This is a genomic window from Bordetella sp. N (genome assembly GCF_001433395.1).
Taxonomy (GTDB): Bacteria; Pseudomonadota; Gammaproteobacteria; order Burkholderiales; family Burkholderiaceae_B; genus Bordetella_C.
On record NZ_CP013111.1, the window covers coordinates 2,313,771 to 2,329,868 of the forward strand.

At 64.1% G+C, this 16,098-nt stretch carries 9 protein-coding genes; 6 read left to right on the forward strand and 3 right to left on the reverse strand.

Annotation, left to right across the window (positions count from 1 at the left end; all coding sequences use genetic code 11):
* The first annotated feature begins 151 nt into the window (after positions 1–151).
* From ASB57_RS09955 to ASB57_RS09980, 6 genes are all read left to right on the forward strand, one after another.
* Positions 152–1,906: a PAS domain S-box protein gene (locus tag ASB57_RS09955; protein WP_057652094.1), complete on the forward strand. Its 1,755-nt coding sequence runs from the start codon at positions 152–154 to the stop codon at positions 1,904–1,906.
* A complete protein-coding gene (locus tag ASB57_RS09960) occupies positions 1,903–2,529 on the forward strand; it encodes a response regulator transcription factor (protein WP_057652095.1) in 627 nt (208 codons plus the stop codon). Before ASB57_RS09955 ends, ASB57_RS09960 begins: the two co-directional genes overlap by 4 nt.
* Positions 2,526–3,374, forward strand: a complete 849-nt coding sequence (folD, locus tag ASB57_RS09965) for a bifunctional methylenetetrahydrofolate dehydrogenase/methenyltetrahydrofolate cyclohydrolase FolD (RefSeq protein ID WP_057652096.1) — start codon at positions 2,526–2,528, stop codon at positions 3,372–3,374. The genes ASB57_RS09960 and folD overlap by 4 nt, the downstream gene beginning before the upstream one ends.
* A gap of 93 nt (positions 3,375–3,467) precedes the next feature.
* The gene (locus ASB57_RS09970; RefSeq protein ID WP_057652097.1) at positions 3,468–5,546 is read left to right on the forward strand and encodes a M3 family metallopeptidase; all 2,079 of its coding nucleotides are present in this window, start codon (positions 3,468–3,470) and stop codon (positions 5,544–5,546) included.
* A 1-nt stretch (position 5,547) separates the two neighbouring features.
* A complete protein-coding gene (locus ASB57_RS09975; RefSeq protein WP_082621499.1) occupies positions 5,548–6,162 on the forward strand; it encodes an SCO family protein in 615 nt (204 codons plus the stop codon).
* 155 nt (positions 6,163–6,317) lie between these two features.
* Positions 6,318–6,566, forward strand: a complete 249-nt coding sequence (locus ASB57_RS09980) for a GlsB/YeaQ/YmgE family stress response membrane protein (RefSeq protein WP_057656049.1) — start codon at positions 6,318–6,320, stop codon at positions 6,564–6,566.
* Between the two features lie 71 nt (positions 6,567–6,637).
* On the opposite strand, the gene ASB57_RS09985 is transcribed toward ASB57_RS09980, so the two are convergent.
* The 3 genes from ASB57_RS09985 to ASB57_RS09995 form a co-directional block, all read right to left on the reverse strand.
* Positions 6,638–15,133 (reverse strand): GH36-type glycosyl hydrolase domain-containing protein, encoded by an 8,496-nt coding sequence (locus ASB57_RS09985; RefSeq protein WP_057652098.1) that lies wholly within the window; start codon positions 15,131–15,133, stop codon positions 6,638–6,640.
* A gap of 181 nt (positions 15,134–15,314) precedes the next feature.
* A complete protein-coding gene (locus ASB57_RS09990; RefSeq protein WP_231755381.1) occupies positions 15,315–15,635 on the reverse strand; it encodes a hypothetical protein in 321 nt (106 codons plus the stop codon).
* Positions 15,632–15,835, reverse strand: coding sequence for a cold-shock protein (locus ASB57_RS09995; protein ID WP_057652100.1), 204 nt, complete (start codon positions 15,833–15,835; stop codon positions 15,632–15,634). Before ASB57_RS09995 ends, ASB57_RS09990 begins: the two co-directional genes overlap by 4 nt.
* Positions 15,836–16,098 lie beyond the last annotated feature (263 nt).

The following is a 16,098-nucleotide window of genomic DNA, read 5'->3' on the forward strand; positions in this document are numbered from 1 at the left end:
GACCATGTCGTTTGAGCGGCATTCTAGGAATAAGAATAGTCGCCCGCAAGCAAAATTTCATGTTGCGGTACGGCATTTCGCAATATGAAATGCAAAATTATCGTGATGCGAAATGTACAGCTAAAATGCCGGCAGTCTTCCCGGTACAGCCATGGCCAGCGCCCCTAAGTCGAACATCCCCACTCCGTTCCACGATCACGCCCGACTGCGCCGGCGCGGCCTTTATTGGCTGACGCCCGTTCTGGTGCTGATTCTCTATATATGTGTGATGGGAGTCTTTTTCTGGCTCCAGCGCATCCACGACGACAGCGTCATGTTCGTCACCATCGACCAGGAGATGCGCCAGCAGCGCCTGCTGTGGGTGGTGCTGGCCCTGTCCTGCGTGATCGTGATCAGCCTGCTGATGCTGTGGCGCTATACGCGCTTCCGCTCGCATGCCGAAGCCGCGCTGATCGCCGAGACCGGTTTCCGCCGCGCCATGGAGAACTCCATGTCCACCGGCATGCGGGTGCTGGACATGGACGGCCGCATCTCCTACGTCAATCCCGCCTTCTGTCGGATGATAGGTTGGAACGAAGCGGATCTGATCGGACGCAGCCCCCCCTTCCCCTATTGGGTGCCGGGCCGCCACGATCAGCACCAGCACACCCTGGACATCCTGACGTCGGGCAAGACGCCCAGCAGCGGCCTGGAAGTCGAGGCGCAGCGCCGCGACGGTTCGCGCTTCACCGCGCGCATGTATGTGTCGCCCCTGCTGGACCCCAACGGCAACCAGATCGGCTGGATGACCTCCATGACCGACATCACCGAACCCAAGCGCATCCGCGAGGCCCTGACCGCGGCGCACGAGCGCTTTATGACGGTGCTGGAAGGCCTGGACGACGCGATCTCGGTCACCGCCGACACCCACGACGGCCTGGAGCTGCTGTTCGCCAACCGCACCTACCGGCGCGTGTTCGGCGCCCAGACGGGTGGCCATGACGAACTGCTGGCCGGCCGCCGCGGCCGTTTCACCGACGAGTCGGTCGAAGTCTTTTCGCCGTCCGTGCAGCGCTGGTTCGAAGTGCATCACCGCATGCTGGCCTGGACCGACGGCCGCCGGGTGCGCCTGCAGGTGGCCCGCGACATCACCGAGCGCCGCAACCACGAGGAAGCGTCGCGCGTGCAGCAGGAGAAGATCCAGCTGACCAGCCGCCTGACCACCATGGGCGAAATGGCCTCGTCCCTGGCCCACGAGCTGAACCAGCCGCTGACGGCCATCGCCAACTACAGCATGGGCGCCGTGGCGCTGGTCAAGGCCGGCCATACCAACCCCCGCATGCTGCTGCCGGCCCTGGAAAAGGCGGCGGCGCAGGCCGAACGAGCCGGCAAGATCATCAGCCGCATCCGAGAATTCGTGAAGCGCAGCGAACCGCGCCGCCAGCGCGTGGCCATCGGCGGCATCGTGGAAAACGCCATCGGCTTCGCCGAAATCGACGCCCGCAAGCGCCGCATCCGGATCGAGAGCTTCGTGCCGTCCAACGCGCCCGAAGTGCTGGCCGACCCCATCCTGATCGAGCAGGTGCTGTTGAACCTGCTGAAGAACGGGCTGGAGGCCATGGAAAACAGCGAATCCGACGAGCTGAAGGTCGCCGTCATCCCGCACGAACAGCAGTTGGAGGTCGCCGTGGTCGACCGCGGCACCGGCCTGGCCGACCCGGAACGCCTGTTCGAGCCTTTTTTCAGTACCAAGACCCAAGGCCTGGGCATGGGCCTGAATATCTGCCGTACCATTATCGAATCCCACCATGGCCGCCTTTGGGCGGATCCCAACCCGGCGGGCGGTACCATCTTCCGCTTCACCCTTCCCTGCGCCGCGCCCCAAACGCAGTCGCAGTCTGACCAGTCCGAGGAGCTCCACGCATGAACACCCCAATTCCGTCGAGCACGGTATACATAGTCGATGACGACGAAGCCGTCCGCGATTCGCTGCGCTGGTTGCTTGAGGCCAATGGCTACCGCGTGCGCGCTTACCCCAGCGCCGAGAACTTCCTGGAAGATTACGACCCGAATCTGGTGGGCGTCCTGATCGCCGACGTGCGCATGCCCGGCATGAGCGGCCTGGAATTACAGGAGCAGTTGATCGCCCGCAACGCGCCGCTGCCCATCGTCTTCATCACCGGCCACGGCGACGTGCCCATGGCGGTGACCACGATGAAGAAAGGCGCCATCGATTTCCTCGAGAAGCCCTTCAATGAATCGGACCTGCGTGAAATCGTCGCGCGCATGCTGGAGCAGGCCACGCAGCGCGTGTCCAAGTTCCAGGCCCAGCGGGACCACGAAGCCATGCTGGCGCGCCTGACGGCACGCGAGCAGCAGGTTCTGGAACGCATCGTCGCCGGCCGCTTGAACAAGCAGATCGCCGACGATCTTGGTATCAGCATCAAAACGGTAGAAGCGCATCGCGCGAACATCATGGAAAAACTGGAAGTCACGACCGTGGCCGACCTGATGAAGGTGGCCCTGGCAAAACCCGAGGCACACGCATGACGGCACGTATCATCGACGGCGCCGCGCTGTCGCAGAAGATCCGCGAGGAAGTCGCGCAACGCGTGGCTAAGCTGGTTCAGAACGGGGTCCGCCCCGGCCTGGCCGTGGTGCTGGTGGGGGAAGACCCCGCCTCGCAGGTCTATGTGCGCAACAAGGTGGCAGCCTGCGAAAAAGCCGGCCTGCATTCCGTCAAGGAGCAGTATCCCGCCGACATGAGCGAAGCGGAGCTGCTTCAACGCATCGAAATCCTCAATGGTGACCCCACCATCCACGGCATCCTGGTGCAGCTGCCGCTGCCGCCGCACATGGACAGCCACAAGGTGATCGAAGCGATCGCCGCGGAAAAAGATGTGGACGGCTTCCACATCAGCAACGCCGGCCTGCTGATGACCGGCCAGCCGCTGTTCCGTCCTTGCACGCCCTACGGCGTGATGAAGATGCTGGAAGCGGAAAACGTGCCGCTGCGTGGCGCCGAGGCCGTGATCGTGGGCGCCAGCAATATCGTCGGCAAGCCGATGGCCATGCTGCTGCTGGCCGCGGGCGCCACCGTGACCCTGTGCAATTCGAAGACGCGCGACCTGGGCGCCCAGACGCGCCGGGCGGATGTGCTGGTGGTAGCCACGGGCAAGGCGGGCATCGTCAAGGGCGACATGATCAAGCCTGGCGCGGTGGTCATCGACGTGGGCATCAACCGCGGCGCGGATGGCAAGCTGTGCGGGGATGTCGAGTTCGCTTCCGCCAAGGAAGTGGCCGGCGCCATCACGCCCGTCCCGGGCGGGGTCGGGCCGATGACGATCGCGATGCTGCTCGTCAACACGGTAGAAGCCGCAGAGCGCAAGGGATAAGACCAGGCGCGGCTTCTTTGAAGCCGCGCCTGGTCTTGCAGGAACTGGGATCGTCCCCATCTCTAGTGCACGTTTGTCTTCCTGGAATCCGTCATGAGCAGCAATCCCCTCCTCGCCCCCGTGCAAGACCTGGTCGACTACGCGGCCATTCAACCGGCGCATGTGGTGCCGGCGGTGGAAGAACTGCTGGTGGTGGCGCGCGCCGCCGTCGAAAAAGCCGCCGACCCCGCCCTGCCGGCGACCTGGGAAGCCGTGGTCGAACCGCTGGAAGCCACGTCCGAGCGCCTGTGGCGCGCCTGGTCGGTGGCCGGCCACCTGAACGCCGTGGTGAACACGCCCGAACTGCGCGAGGCCTATAACGCCGCCCTGCCCAAGGTCACGGAATATTCCACCTGGGTCGGCCTGCACGAAGGCCTCTACAAACAGTACCAGCGCCTGCGCGCCGCCCCGGCCTTCGACAGCTGGACCCCCGTGCGCCGCCGCATCATCGACCTGGCCCTGCGCGACTTCCGCCTGGGCGGCGTCGAACTGCAAGGCGAAGCCCGCGAGCGCTACGCCGAAATTTCCGACCGCGAAGCCCAGGTTTCGCAGAAATTCTCCGAGAACGTCCTCGACGCCATCGACGCCTGGGGCCTCGTGATCGAAGACGAGAGCCGTCTGGCCGGCATTCCCGCGGACGTCCTGGACGCCGCGCGCGAATCGGCCCAAGCCGATGGCAAGACCGGCTGGAAGCTGTCGCTGAAAATGCCCTGCTACCTGCCCGTCATGCAATACGCCCGTGACCGCGGCCTGCGCGAGACCCTGTACCGCGCCTACGGCACGGTGGCCTCCGAACAGGGCGATGTCCGCTACGACAACTCGCCGCTGATCGAAGAACTGCTGGGCCTGCGCGCCGAAGAAGCGCGCCTGCTGGGCTACGGCAACTTCGCCGAACTACGCCTGCAGACCCGCATGGCCCGCAGCGCCACCCAGGTCGCCGAATTCCTGCGCGACCTGGCCGGCCGCGCCCGTCCCTACGCCCAACAGGACCTGGCCCAGTTGCGCGAATTCGCCGCCACCGAGCTGGGCCTGGCGGACGTCCAGCCCTGGGACCTGCCTTATGCCTCCGAGCGGCTGCGCGAAACGCGCTACGCCTACTCGGAAGATGAAATCAAGCAGTACTTCACCGAGCCGCGCGTGCTGTCCGGCCTGTTCGACGTCATCCAGACCCTGTTCAACGTGCGCCTGCGCGAGACCCCGGTATCGGCATGGCATGCGGACGCCCGGGGCGTGCGCGTGGAGCGGCCCGACGGCACGCTCATCGGCCATCTTTACCTGGACCTCTACGCGCGTGCCGGCAAGCAAGGCGGCGCCTGGGTCGACAGCGAGCGCAACCGCCGCCTGACGGCTGCCACCCTGCAGACGCCGGTCGTGTACCTGACCTGCAATTTCTCCCGCCCCAACGGCGGCAAGGCCGCGCTGCTGACGCACGACGACGTCATCACCCTCTTCCACGAAACCGGCCACGCCCTGCACGCGCTGCTGTCGGAAGTGGACGAGCCCGGCGCGTCGGCCTTCGCCAGCGTGGAATGGGACGCCATCGAACTGCCCTCGCAGTTCATGGAAAATTTCTGCTGGGAATGGGCGGTGGTGCAGCAATTGTCGGCGCACGTGGACACGGGTGAACCGCTGCCGCGCGCGCTGTACGACAAACTGCTGGCCGCGCGCAATTACCAGAGCGGCATGCAGACAGTGCGCCAGATCGAATTCGCGCTGTTCGACATGTTGCTGCACGACAAGGCCCAGGGCGTGCCCATCGCCGACGTGCTGGCCCTGCTGCAGACGGTGCGCGACGAGATCGCGGTGTTTTCGCCGCCGGCCTGGCATCGCATGCCGCACAGCTTCTCGCATCTGTTCGCGGGCGGCTACGGCGCCGGCTACTACAGCTACAAGTGGGCGGAAGTGCTGTCGGCCGACGCCTACGAGGCATTCGAGGAAGCCGCCCGCGCCAATGGCCAGGGCGCCGGCCTGGGTACCCTGGACCCCGCCACGGGCGACCGTTTCCGCCGCGAGATCCTGGCGGTAGGCGGCGCGCGCCCGGCGGCCGAGTCCTTCAAGGCCTTCCGCGGCCGCGAGCCGCGCATCGATGCCCTGCTGCGCCATAGCGGCATGGCGACGGCCCCGGCTGCCTGACATGGCAGCGCGCCGGGGCTGGTCCGCGTGGGTCCTGGCGGCGGCGTGCCTGCTGCCAGGCGCGCTGCTTGGCGGCCTGACGGCCAGCGCGGGCGCGGCCCAGACCGTCTATGACGTGGCCGGGCACCTGCCCGACCTGCGCTTTACGCTGGCAGGCGCCCAGGGCAAGACCGTCACCGACGCCGATGTACGGGGACGCACCGTACTGCTCTTTTTCGGCTACGCCAATTGTCCGGACGTCTGCCCAACCACCATGGCGCAGCTGACCGACGTGCTCGGCCAGCTGGGCGAGGATGCGGCCAAGGTCCGCATTCTCTTCGTCAGCGTCGATCCGCACCGCGATACGCCCGATGCTTTGCAAGCGTATGTGAACGCGTTCAATCACTCGGCCATCGGCCTGACGGGGACGGAAAAACAGATCGCCGACCTCGCGCGGCGCTACCGCGTGTCCTACCAGATCGACAAGCCGCGGCCCGGGGCCGATCCCGAGGTCTACAACGTGGCGCACAGCCGCGGGGTCTTCGTCTTCGATGCCACCGGGCGCGCGCGCCTGCTGCTGGCTGACAGCGCCGACAGCGCGCAAATCGTGCAAAGCCTGAAGCCCCTGTTGAAATAAGCGCCCGCGGTCCGGCCTGTTTGCCTGGCGATTGCCGGCGCAACGAGGCCCTGTAGCGGGATTCGATTTATTACACCCGTCGGGCACGACGCGTGCTTATGATCGCGCTTGTTTCAACCCTCTTCGCCTACACGCGTACCAAACAGGAGCACGGCATGGACATCATCATCATGATCATCGTGGGTTTCATCGTCGGCTTGATCGCACGCGCGATCATGCCCGGGGACCAACCCATGGGATTCATCCTGACCACCATACTCGGCATCATCGGCGCCGTTGTGGCAGGCTTCCTGGGTCGCACGCTGGGCTGGTACGCGCCCGGCGAGCCGGCCGGCTGGATCGCCTCGGTGGTCGGCGCCATCATCGTGCTGTTCGTCGTCGGCCTGGTGCGCCGCCGCGCCTAGTGCGCGGGGACTCCAGCAAAAACCGCCCTCATGCGAGGGCGGTTTTTTTCTGGCAGCGGCCTCCGTCCAGCTTAGAGTTTGACCAGCACGCGATGGCGCCGCCCATCCAGGCGCACCACCGCCCGCGCCGCATCCGCTGTCTGGATTTCATCATCCACGCAGACCGAGACCACACCGTGGCCGCTGCCTGATAGATTGTCCACTCGAATATCCAGAATGGTCCCGCCGACGTTCACCACGGCCTCGAACCCCTCCCAGGCTGACGGCAGACACGGATTTATCGTCAGTTCCGTGCCGGTGCGAGTCACTCCCAGGATGCCTTCTACGGCAGCCCGGTACATCCATCCGGCTGAGCCGGTGTACCAGGTCCAACCGCCACGGCCCATGTGCGGGTCCACCGAATAGACATCGGCCGCCACGACATAGGGTTCGACTTTATACGTCGACACGTCCTGCGGACTCCTGGCGTGATTGATCGGATTCAATATGGCAAAAAGCTCGGCGGCCCTATCCCCTTCGCCGATCACCGTATACGCCAGGACCGCCCAAAGCGCAGCGTGGGTATATTGACCACCGTTCTCGCGCACGCCTGCCGGATAGGCCTTGATGTACCCAGGGTCAAGCCGGGTGTGATCGAACGGCGGGGTAAACAGCAAGGCCACGCCATCTTCCCGGCGTACCAGTTCCCGGTCCAGGCTTGCCATGGCCGCGCGGGCCCGATCCGGGCAAGCCGCGCCGGCCAATACCGCCCAGGACTGGGCGATGGAATCTATGCGGCACTCCACGTTGCTGGATGCGCCGAGCCATGTACCGTCGTCGAAGGTCGCGCGCCGATACCACGCGCCGTCCCAGGCGTGCTCCTCGATGGCGGCCGTTACCCGGTCAGCATGATCGCGCCACCGCTGCGCTCGGGCAGGGTCACGGCGCCGGGCCAGCGGCTCGAACATATCGACTGTAAGTAGAAAAAGCCACCCCAGCCATACACTTTCACCACGCCCCTCGCACCCGACCCGGTTCATGCCATCGTTCCAATCCCCCGTCCCCATCAACGGCAACCCATGAACACCCGTGAGGGCGACGCACTGGTCCAGGCCGCGAGCGCAGTGCTCGAACAAATTAGCCGATTCTTCGGAAAGCGCGGGCTGAAAGAACGCATCGTGCACGCCTGCTTCGAGCGCCGGCCCTTGAAGAAATGGGATCTGCTCATTCAGGACGTCACTGTCACCGCTATGCTGCACGTAGAGCGCCGTGGCGTAAGCCAACCAGACCCGATCGTCCGAAATGCGCGTCCGCACGCCCTGGCCGGACTCGGGCAGCCACCAATGCTGCGTATCCCCTTCAACGAACTGACGCGACGCGGCGCGCAGCAATTGGACCCGGCCAAGCTCCGGCATGGCGAACGTCACCGCCATGCTGTCCTGCAGCTGATCGCGGAATCCGTAAGCGCCGCTGGACTGATAGAACGCGGAGCGGGCCCACAGCCGGCAGGAGATGGTCTGGTACAACAACCAGCCATTCACGAGAATATCCAGCGCACGGTCCGGCGTCTTTACCTTTACCGCGCCCAGCCGCCTGCGCCAGCCGGCCATGAGGTCCTGCAGGACCTCATCGAGGTCGATCTGTCGATAATGCAACAACAACTCGCGCGCCGCGTCCGCCGATTCGCACTGTCCGAGAAACAGCACGATATCGATGGACTGGCCTGGATTGATCTCCATCGCGTATTGCAGCGCGGCGCAGGGATCCAGCGCCGCGCCGCAGCGCCCGGATAGCGCTGCGCCGTCCTGCAGCGCACCCGGCGCGGCCATGTCGCCATTGTCCCCGAGAAACTCCCGGCGGTCCGTGGTGAACGAAGATTGGCGTCCTCGCATATCCACGAAAGCGGTGCGCTGCGCGAAACCCACGCTCCAGGGATTGGCCGCGAAAATCGCCCCCGTTGCAACATCCCTGCTGGTGATCACGAAAGGCGCCGAAACAGGCCGTGATACGCCCAGGACCCACTCCACATAGCCCGTGATCGATATCTTGCGCACGTGGTCCGACTGATTGACAAGCGTCAGGCGGGATATCTTGATCGGGTCTTGCTCGGGTACGAATTGAATCAGCGTGCTGGCGATGTCAGCGTACTGGTGCTCAAAAATGCTGTAGCCGAACCCATGGCGGGCCACATAGGGCGCCTGATTGCGTATGGGCAACGCGGTGGGCGTCCAGACTTTACCGCTTGCCTCGTCACGCAGGTAAAAAGCCTCACCCGGGGGGTCCATCACCGGATCGTTAGACCACGGCGTCAACTGGTTTTCCTTGCTGTTGATCGACCATGTATAACCACTGCCCTCCGCCGAGGTCTGAAATCCGAAATGGGGGTTGGCAATGACGTTGATCCAGGGCGCGGGCGTGATCCTGCCACCCTGCAGTTCAATGACGTATTCCTCGCCATCCCACTCGAAGCCCCCAATGCCATTGAAGAACTCCCGGCCAGGCCGCGCGCTACCGGCAGGTCCGGCATCAGGGAGCTGAAGGGGCACGGATTGCAACCGTGCGCGGGGCGATGCATCGACGATGCGAGCAAGCTGGTCGGCGACGGAGCCATGAACGGCAAGCAGCACGATCCGGGCCACGGCCTGGATAAGTTCTCGGCCCGCCATGGTCATGAGCTCGGCCCGCAGCGTGAAGACCGCCCCTTTTGCCAGTTCGGCGCCGGCGTTGGACCGGCTCTGGCTGCTGCGCACCGCCGTGTCTATGGCATTCTGCAATTCCTGGACATATGAGGAACCGCGCTCATTGAGAATGACCAGGTCAACCGCAAGACGCTTCATGCGCCAGTATTCGTGCGCGCGCAGCAGTTGTCCGACGAGCGCCGTATCCTGCGCGTCATCGATCCGGAGCAGCACAATAGGCAGGTCGCCCGAGATGCCGTAGCGCCAGAGTTCGGTCTGGCTACCCGCCCCGCGGATGATGGATGGGGACGGCGGCCGAAAGCGCGAATCCGGATAGAGCAAGGGCGCGGCCAGCCGTTGGAAGGTGGCTGCCTCGTCCGTGCGCATGTCCAGGTGACGAAGTTGTACCTGGGCCTGCGTCCACGCCAAGGTTTCGGCGCGTGCGAATGCGCTTCGATCATGGTGCGTGTCCACCAGATCCAACAGTGCGCCGCGGCTATCGGCCACCAGCGTCCAAAACGAAATGCGCGCCGCCTGGCCCGGCGCGACCCGCACGCCGTACCTAAGCGAAAAGATCGGGTCAAGCACCGTACCGACGGTATTGCTCAAGGGCTCGACGCTTGCATGGCGGCGAGGCCGCCAGTCGCTCGCGCCGCGGTCGCAAAAGCGTGCCCGATCCGTTTCATATTGCACAGGGCTGATCGCATCGCCCTCGATCACCGCGAAATGCGCGGCCCATATCTCCGGCTCCTCCGGCGACCGGCGTCGGCGCGTGGCAAGCAACGCGCCGAATTCCGGCAGAAACTCCGTCACCACGAACATCTTGGAAAATGCTGGATGGGCGCGGTCAGCGGCAGGCGTCGCCAACACGATTTCCGCATAGGAGGTCAGTTCGACGTCGCGCGGGCGCCGCCCGCTGTTCACCAGCGATACGCGCCGCACCTCGCCATCGTGCTCGCCCGACACCAGAATCTGCATCGTCGTTGTAAGCGATTTCTCGCGGCGCATGAAATCCGCGCGGTCCTCGGAAAACTCGACGCGGTGGTGGACGCCGTCCTCGTCCCGCTCGTCCGGAACGGCCGACCAGGTGGTTCCTCGCCGCAGGTCGCGCAGGAATATGTACGAACCCATGTCGTCCCGGGTCGGATCCGCCTGCCATCGCGTTATTGCGTGCTCCCGCCATCGGCTGTAGCCACCGCCAGCGGTCGTCAGCATCACCGTGTAGCGTCCGTTGGACAGCAGATGCGTTTGCGGAGGTCCCGCGGGCAGCTGATGGAAGCGACGCACACCGTTGTCGGAGCGGTCAGCCCAGCTGGCCGACGCCCGGACTTCTTCAGCCGGCGGGCGGGCGGCGATCGAATCGCGCGGCACGCGCTCCTGCAGCAAGGAATCACAAGCCCGGATCATGGGTTCGCGATGGAAGCGGGCGCGCATGCGCCCGTCGTGCAAGGCGTTGGCAATACCCACGATGGTCATGCCCTGATGGTGCGCCATAAAACTGCGCACGACAGCGACGCCTTCATCTTCCCGCAAGCGGGAGGGCGTGAAATCCAGGGCCTCATGGAAACCGAACCGGCCCCGCCCCCCCAATTTGGCAAGGTGGGCGAAGTTTGCGCGCGCGCCCTCCGGGTCAACCATGGCCGCCAGGCCAGTGGCGTATGGTGCGACGACCAGGTTCTCCGACAGCCCTCGTTTCAGCCCCAGCCCGGGGACGCCGAAATTGAAGTATTGATAGGTGAATTCGATATCGCGGGCGTTGTAGGCCGACTCCGAAATTCCCCAAGGCAACTTCAGTTCGGCGGCGTAGCGCTGCTGGCGCTTCACGACGATACGGTTCGTCTGCTCAAGCAGGCTGCCCATGGGTGCGCTCATGACCAGGGACGGCATGAGATATTCGAACATCGATCCCGACCACGAGATCAACGCTGATCCGCGTCCCACCGGAGTCGATGTCCGGCCCAGCCTCAGCCAATGCCGGGAGGGCACGTCCCCTTTCGCGATGGCGAACAGGCTGGCCAACCGCGCTTCCGACGCAAGCAGATCGTAGCAACTGGCATCCAGGCGGTTGTCGGCCACCGAATATCCGATTGAAAGCAGCTTGCGCGCCGGGTCCAACAGGAAGGCGAAGTCCATCTCCACCGCCATCTCACGCGCATCGCGGGCGAGCGCAAGCAGCCGAGCGCTGATTTCCGCGCCTTCAGACGTTTCTTCGGCGTCCTGCCGATGTTCCTGAATGGCGGTGGCAAGGGCCCCGGTCCAGAATGCCAGGTCGTCCATGGGCCGGTCGGCTTCGGCAGGCACCAGCACCCTGGCCAGCTTGGCGGCCTTGGTCGCAAGGCGGCCGAGAGAGGGCAGCAATGCGGTCGAATCCAAGGCGCTGCGCAACAACGAATCCATTTCGTCGAGGCATTCCGCAAGTTGGCGCAGATGCTCGTTCCCGACGACTGTCATCCCGGCAAGAGCATCTTGAGCCAACGCAAGGGTGTCGGAAAGGCCGGCGCGCACGTCCAGGCCGGGCGAGGGTGCGGCCCACTCTTCGCAAGCATTGCGCAGCGTGATCAAGTGGCCCGCAAGATTGCCGCTGTCGACCGACGACACATAGGCGGGTGCGAGTACGTGCAAATCGTCCGTTGCGTACCAATTCAGAAAGTGACCCCGGTGCCGCTCCAGCTTGCGCATGGTGGCCAGGGTATCTTCCAGCAGCGCAACGGCTTTGCGCCTGCCTATCCAGCCAAAATCCCGTGCGGCAACAATCGACAGCAGATAAAGCCCCATGTTGGTCGGCGAGGTGCGCCGGGCCAGCACGGGCCTGGGGGTTTCCTGGTAATTGTCGCAAGGCAGCATATGATCGGCCGACGTCACGAACGTCTCGAAGAACCGCCACGTGCGGCGCGCCGTCTGCCGCAAGGACAGATCGGTGGCAGGGGCCACGCGCAGTTGGGCCTGCATCACGCGCGCGCGGCTGATCCACCACGCATAAGTCGGCGCGCCTATCCATAGAAGCAGAAATGGCCCAACCAGTCCCCATGAGGCCGGTTGCACCCACAGCGCGGCGCCGGCCATGCAAAGCGCAAGCGCCACGCCTTGCCACATCATGCGATACGCGCCCGGCACGCCGGATCGGGCGATGCTGGCGGACTGGGCTGCCGTCACCCATTCGAGCAGGTGGCGACGGCTGACACCCAAACGCCACAGCGAACGGACGATCGCGTCCGTCATTCTCCAGGCAGTATCGGCAAGCAGGATGAACGACGCCAGGATCTGTTCCCCGGCAAGCACGAAATCCTGGCCGAACAGCATGGTGCGCTGGCTCAGCGCGACACCGCTACGGCGCGCAGCGGCAAAACTGAAGGACGAGAAGAACGCCGGAATTGCCTGGCATAAAACAATGAAGAGGGTCGCCAGCAGCGCCACGGGCAATGGCAGCAACCATGCGACCGCGAGCGCCAGGAAGCTTGAGGGAGCCAGCAAGGATCTCCTCAGGTTGTCCGCCATTTTCCCTCGCCCGATGGCGGGCACCGCGCGCCCCCTTCCGCTCCAGCCGAATATCCAGGGCAGCAGTTGCCAGTCGCCGCGGGTCCAACGATGGGTGCGCCGGACAGCGACGTCATAGCGGGCAGGAAATTCCTCGACGACCTCGATGTCTGACACCAGCGCCGCGCCAGCGAACACACCTTCGAACAGATCGTGGCTGAGCATGGTGTTCTCGGGCACCCTGCCGGCCAACGCTGCTTCGAAGGCATCGATATCGTAAATACCCTTGCCAGCGTACGAGCCCTCGCCGAACAAATCCTGATAAACGTCGGACACGGCCGCCGCGTAAGGATCCATGCCGGCCGGACTTGAAAACAAGCGTTGATAAACGGAACCTTCGCGATTCAGCGGCAGCGACGGCGTAACCCTGGGCTGAAGGATGGCGTGCCCCTCGACCACGCGCTGTCGGGTAGCGTCGAAACGGGGCCGGTTCAAGGGATGCGCCATCTTGCCGATAAGTCTCTGCGCCGCATCCCGGGGGAGGCGTGTGTCGGCATCAAGCGTGATGACATAACGCACGCGCTGCGGCAACTGCTGCTTCAGGCCTGGAATCGCCGTATAGCTGGTATCCGTGGCGCCGCGCAGCAGGCGGTTCAGTTCGTGCAACTTGCCGCGCTTGCGCTCCCATCCCATCCAGGTGCCCTCGGCCTTGTTGAACAAGCGGCGGCGGTTCAGCAGCAGAAAACGGTTGCCTGCCGGCGCGGGCCCATGCGCCAGGTTGAGCCTGGCGATCGCCGCGCTACCCGCCGCGAGGACGGATAGGTCTGTTGGGAGCGTTTCGGTCGCGGCGTCCGGTCCGTCGGTCAACAAGGCATAGACCAGATCTCCGCCCGCGCCGGAAAGGTAAAGCACCTCCAACTGCTCGATCTGCTCCAGCAACTCGGCTTCGGTTGTCAGCAATATGGGCACCGCGACCAGCGTGCGGTATTTCTCCGGTACATCCACGGTCAGATCCATGGCGGGCAGCACGGTGGCGCCCAGCTTCCATGTGATCAAGCGATTCAGAAGCGCGGTGGCGAGTTCGGTTGCCGGAAGAAATGCCAGAATCAGGAACAGTGCCATCCGGCCAGACTCGCCCCCGGCGCGCCAACCGATCCAGGCGGAAAATGCGAGCAGCAACAACGCCACCGCCACGATCGTGCCGGTGTAGCCCAGGATCCCGCCGCGCATGGCCCACCGGTCCAGCCGCAGGTGCAGAGGCGCCACATACGCAATCTGCCTTTCCAGTGCGCGCCGTCCGCCGCCGACGAGATAATAGCCAGGATCCCCGACCCGCTCACGCTCGATTTCCGGCGCCGTTTGCGCCGCCCCGCTGGCCATATCGAGGGTTCTTTGCGCGATTTCAAGTTCGCTTATGGACGATCCGCGAGCCAGATGCTCGATCTCCTTGCGATAGAGATCCCGCGTCGCGAAATCCATTGCCGCGAAGGCGCTGGACTTCCTCAGACATGCATCAGCGAGGCTGACACTTTCGAACCAGTCCGCCCAATCAATGTCGGACATCAAACGCATGCTGGAAATGACGTTGCGCACGCTGACGTTGGCTGCGCCCTGAAGCTGCTGCGCTTGCTCCACGACGGCGTCCGTGTTGCTGCCCTGCGCGGCGAGGCGCGTCTGCAACCACGCCAGGGCCGGCGTATCATGGGGATCCCGATCGCGCAGACGCTTGCTCAGCTGGGCGAAGAAAGTTTCGGACAACGGCCCCGCGGATCGGCCCAGAGCATCAAGATTCGGGGCGCCGCCCACGTCATCGTCTGAGCGCAACATGGCATTGGCCAGGTCGTCCGCCCCATCCCGGGCAGAGCGCCCTGCCTCAATCTCTTCCGCGAGGCGGCGCAGATTCTCGACGAGAACGATGCGGAGAGTAATGGCGATCGCCCATAGTTCGCCTATGGTCAGCGCCTGCACCTCTTGATACCCCGAAACGAAACGCCGCAGAATCTCGGGATCGAAGTTGCTGTCGGTGTGCGCGACGAAAGCCCATGCCACCCCAAGAACTCGGGGATAGCCCGCAAACGGGCCGCTGGACAGCTTCGGAAGCTGGCGATAGAAGCCGGCGGGCAGATCATCACGGATTTGCCGTATTTGCTCCTCTACCACGTGGTAATTGTCGAGCAGCCACTCCGCGGCGGGCTCGACGCTGCGGCCATCTTCGAGTTCCTGGGCGCTCGCGCGATAAGCCGCCAGGAGAACTGCCGCATTGCCATCAAGACGTTTGCGTAGCGCGGTTACGCGTCTAGGCTTGTTTGTGACCGTCTGCGCCGCCGCCAGGCTGCGTGCATGTTGCGCCAGTCGTTCTACACCAAATAACTCGTTTCTGACCGGCGCACTGTCATTCCAGGGAGATGAGTGACTTACTCTTGTTTCGTCTTTGATTGCGTGCCCCCTGTGGAGGGACGCGAACTGGTCGCAGGTACCGGGGTAGGCTTGGGCGGCTGCTTGGGCTTCTTTGCTTCTTTATTTCCGCGCACTTGGCCTTTGGCCATGATAGTTACTCCACAAAAATCCGCGTGCGGAATCCACACGGGGTAAGTCATTAAAGGACCGCCAGGATCCGCTAGCGCACCGTCGGCCGGTTCATTTGATCGACCAACTGACGGCCGTGCAGAATCGCGGCGTCCACAGCGAGCGCGGGCGTCGCCACGGTGCCGCCTTTCAGAAAGGCCGGTACGCCGCAGGAAGAAGCGATCGAGCTGTCATGAGGCACCATCATCAGCGTAGCGGTGAATGCCGACGCATTGGCGGCGCTCTGGCGCCTTACGATGGCGCTCAATCGATACCCTTTGTAGATCAGATTATTTTTCATATCCTTGTCCCTGAGATTGCCGATCGCGGCGCCGCAAAAATTGAATAGCCCTCCGAGGAGGGCTACTTTCACAGCACGCGGATGTTTGTGGCTTGAGGCCCTTTGGCGCCCTCTGCCATCACGAAACTGACTCGCTGGTTTTCCGCCAGCGTGGGGGCGCCATCTCCCTTGATCTCGGAAATATGGGCGAAGAGATCCCTGCCGCCGGACTCAGGCGTGATGAAACCGAAACCCTTTTCGGCGTTAAACCACTTGACGATGCCAGTTTGCATGATCTTTCCTTGAAAACCGAAGGGACGACCCCTTCTATCGGGAAATCAAGGAAGGAATCTCGGACGATGAAGCGCGCGGGGCGCATGAGGGCAACGAGTCTCGGTGCTTGAATCTTGACCCCAGGGTGCGCGCCGTGATGAACCACGTCAAGGAGAGATTCAGGGGACACTGATCTCTTTTGTTACCATCGCTCAGAGTCAAGCCTGCTGGCGCGTCGCTGCCAGCAGGCTCTTGAGGATACAGACGCCTTGCGGCTGCGCGA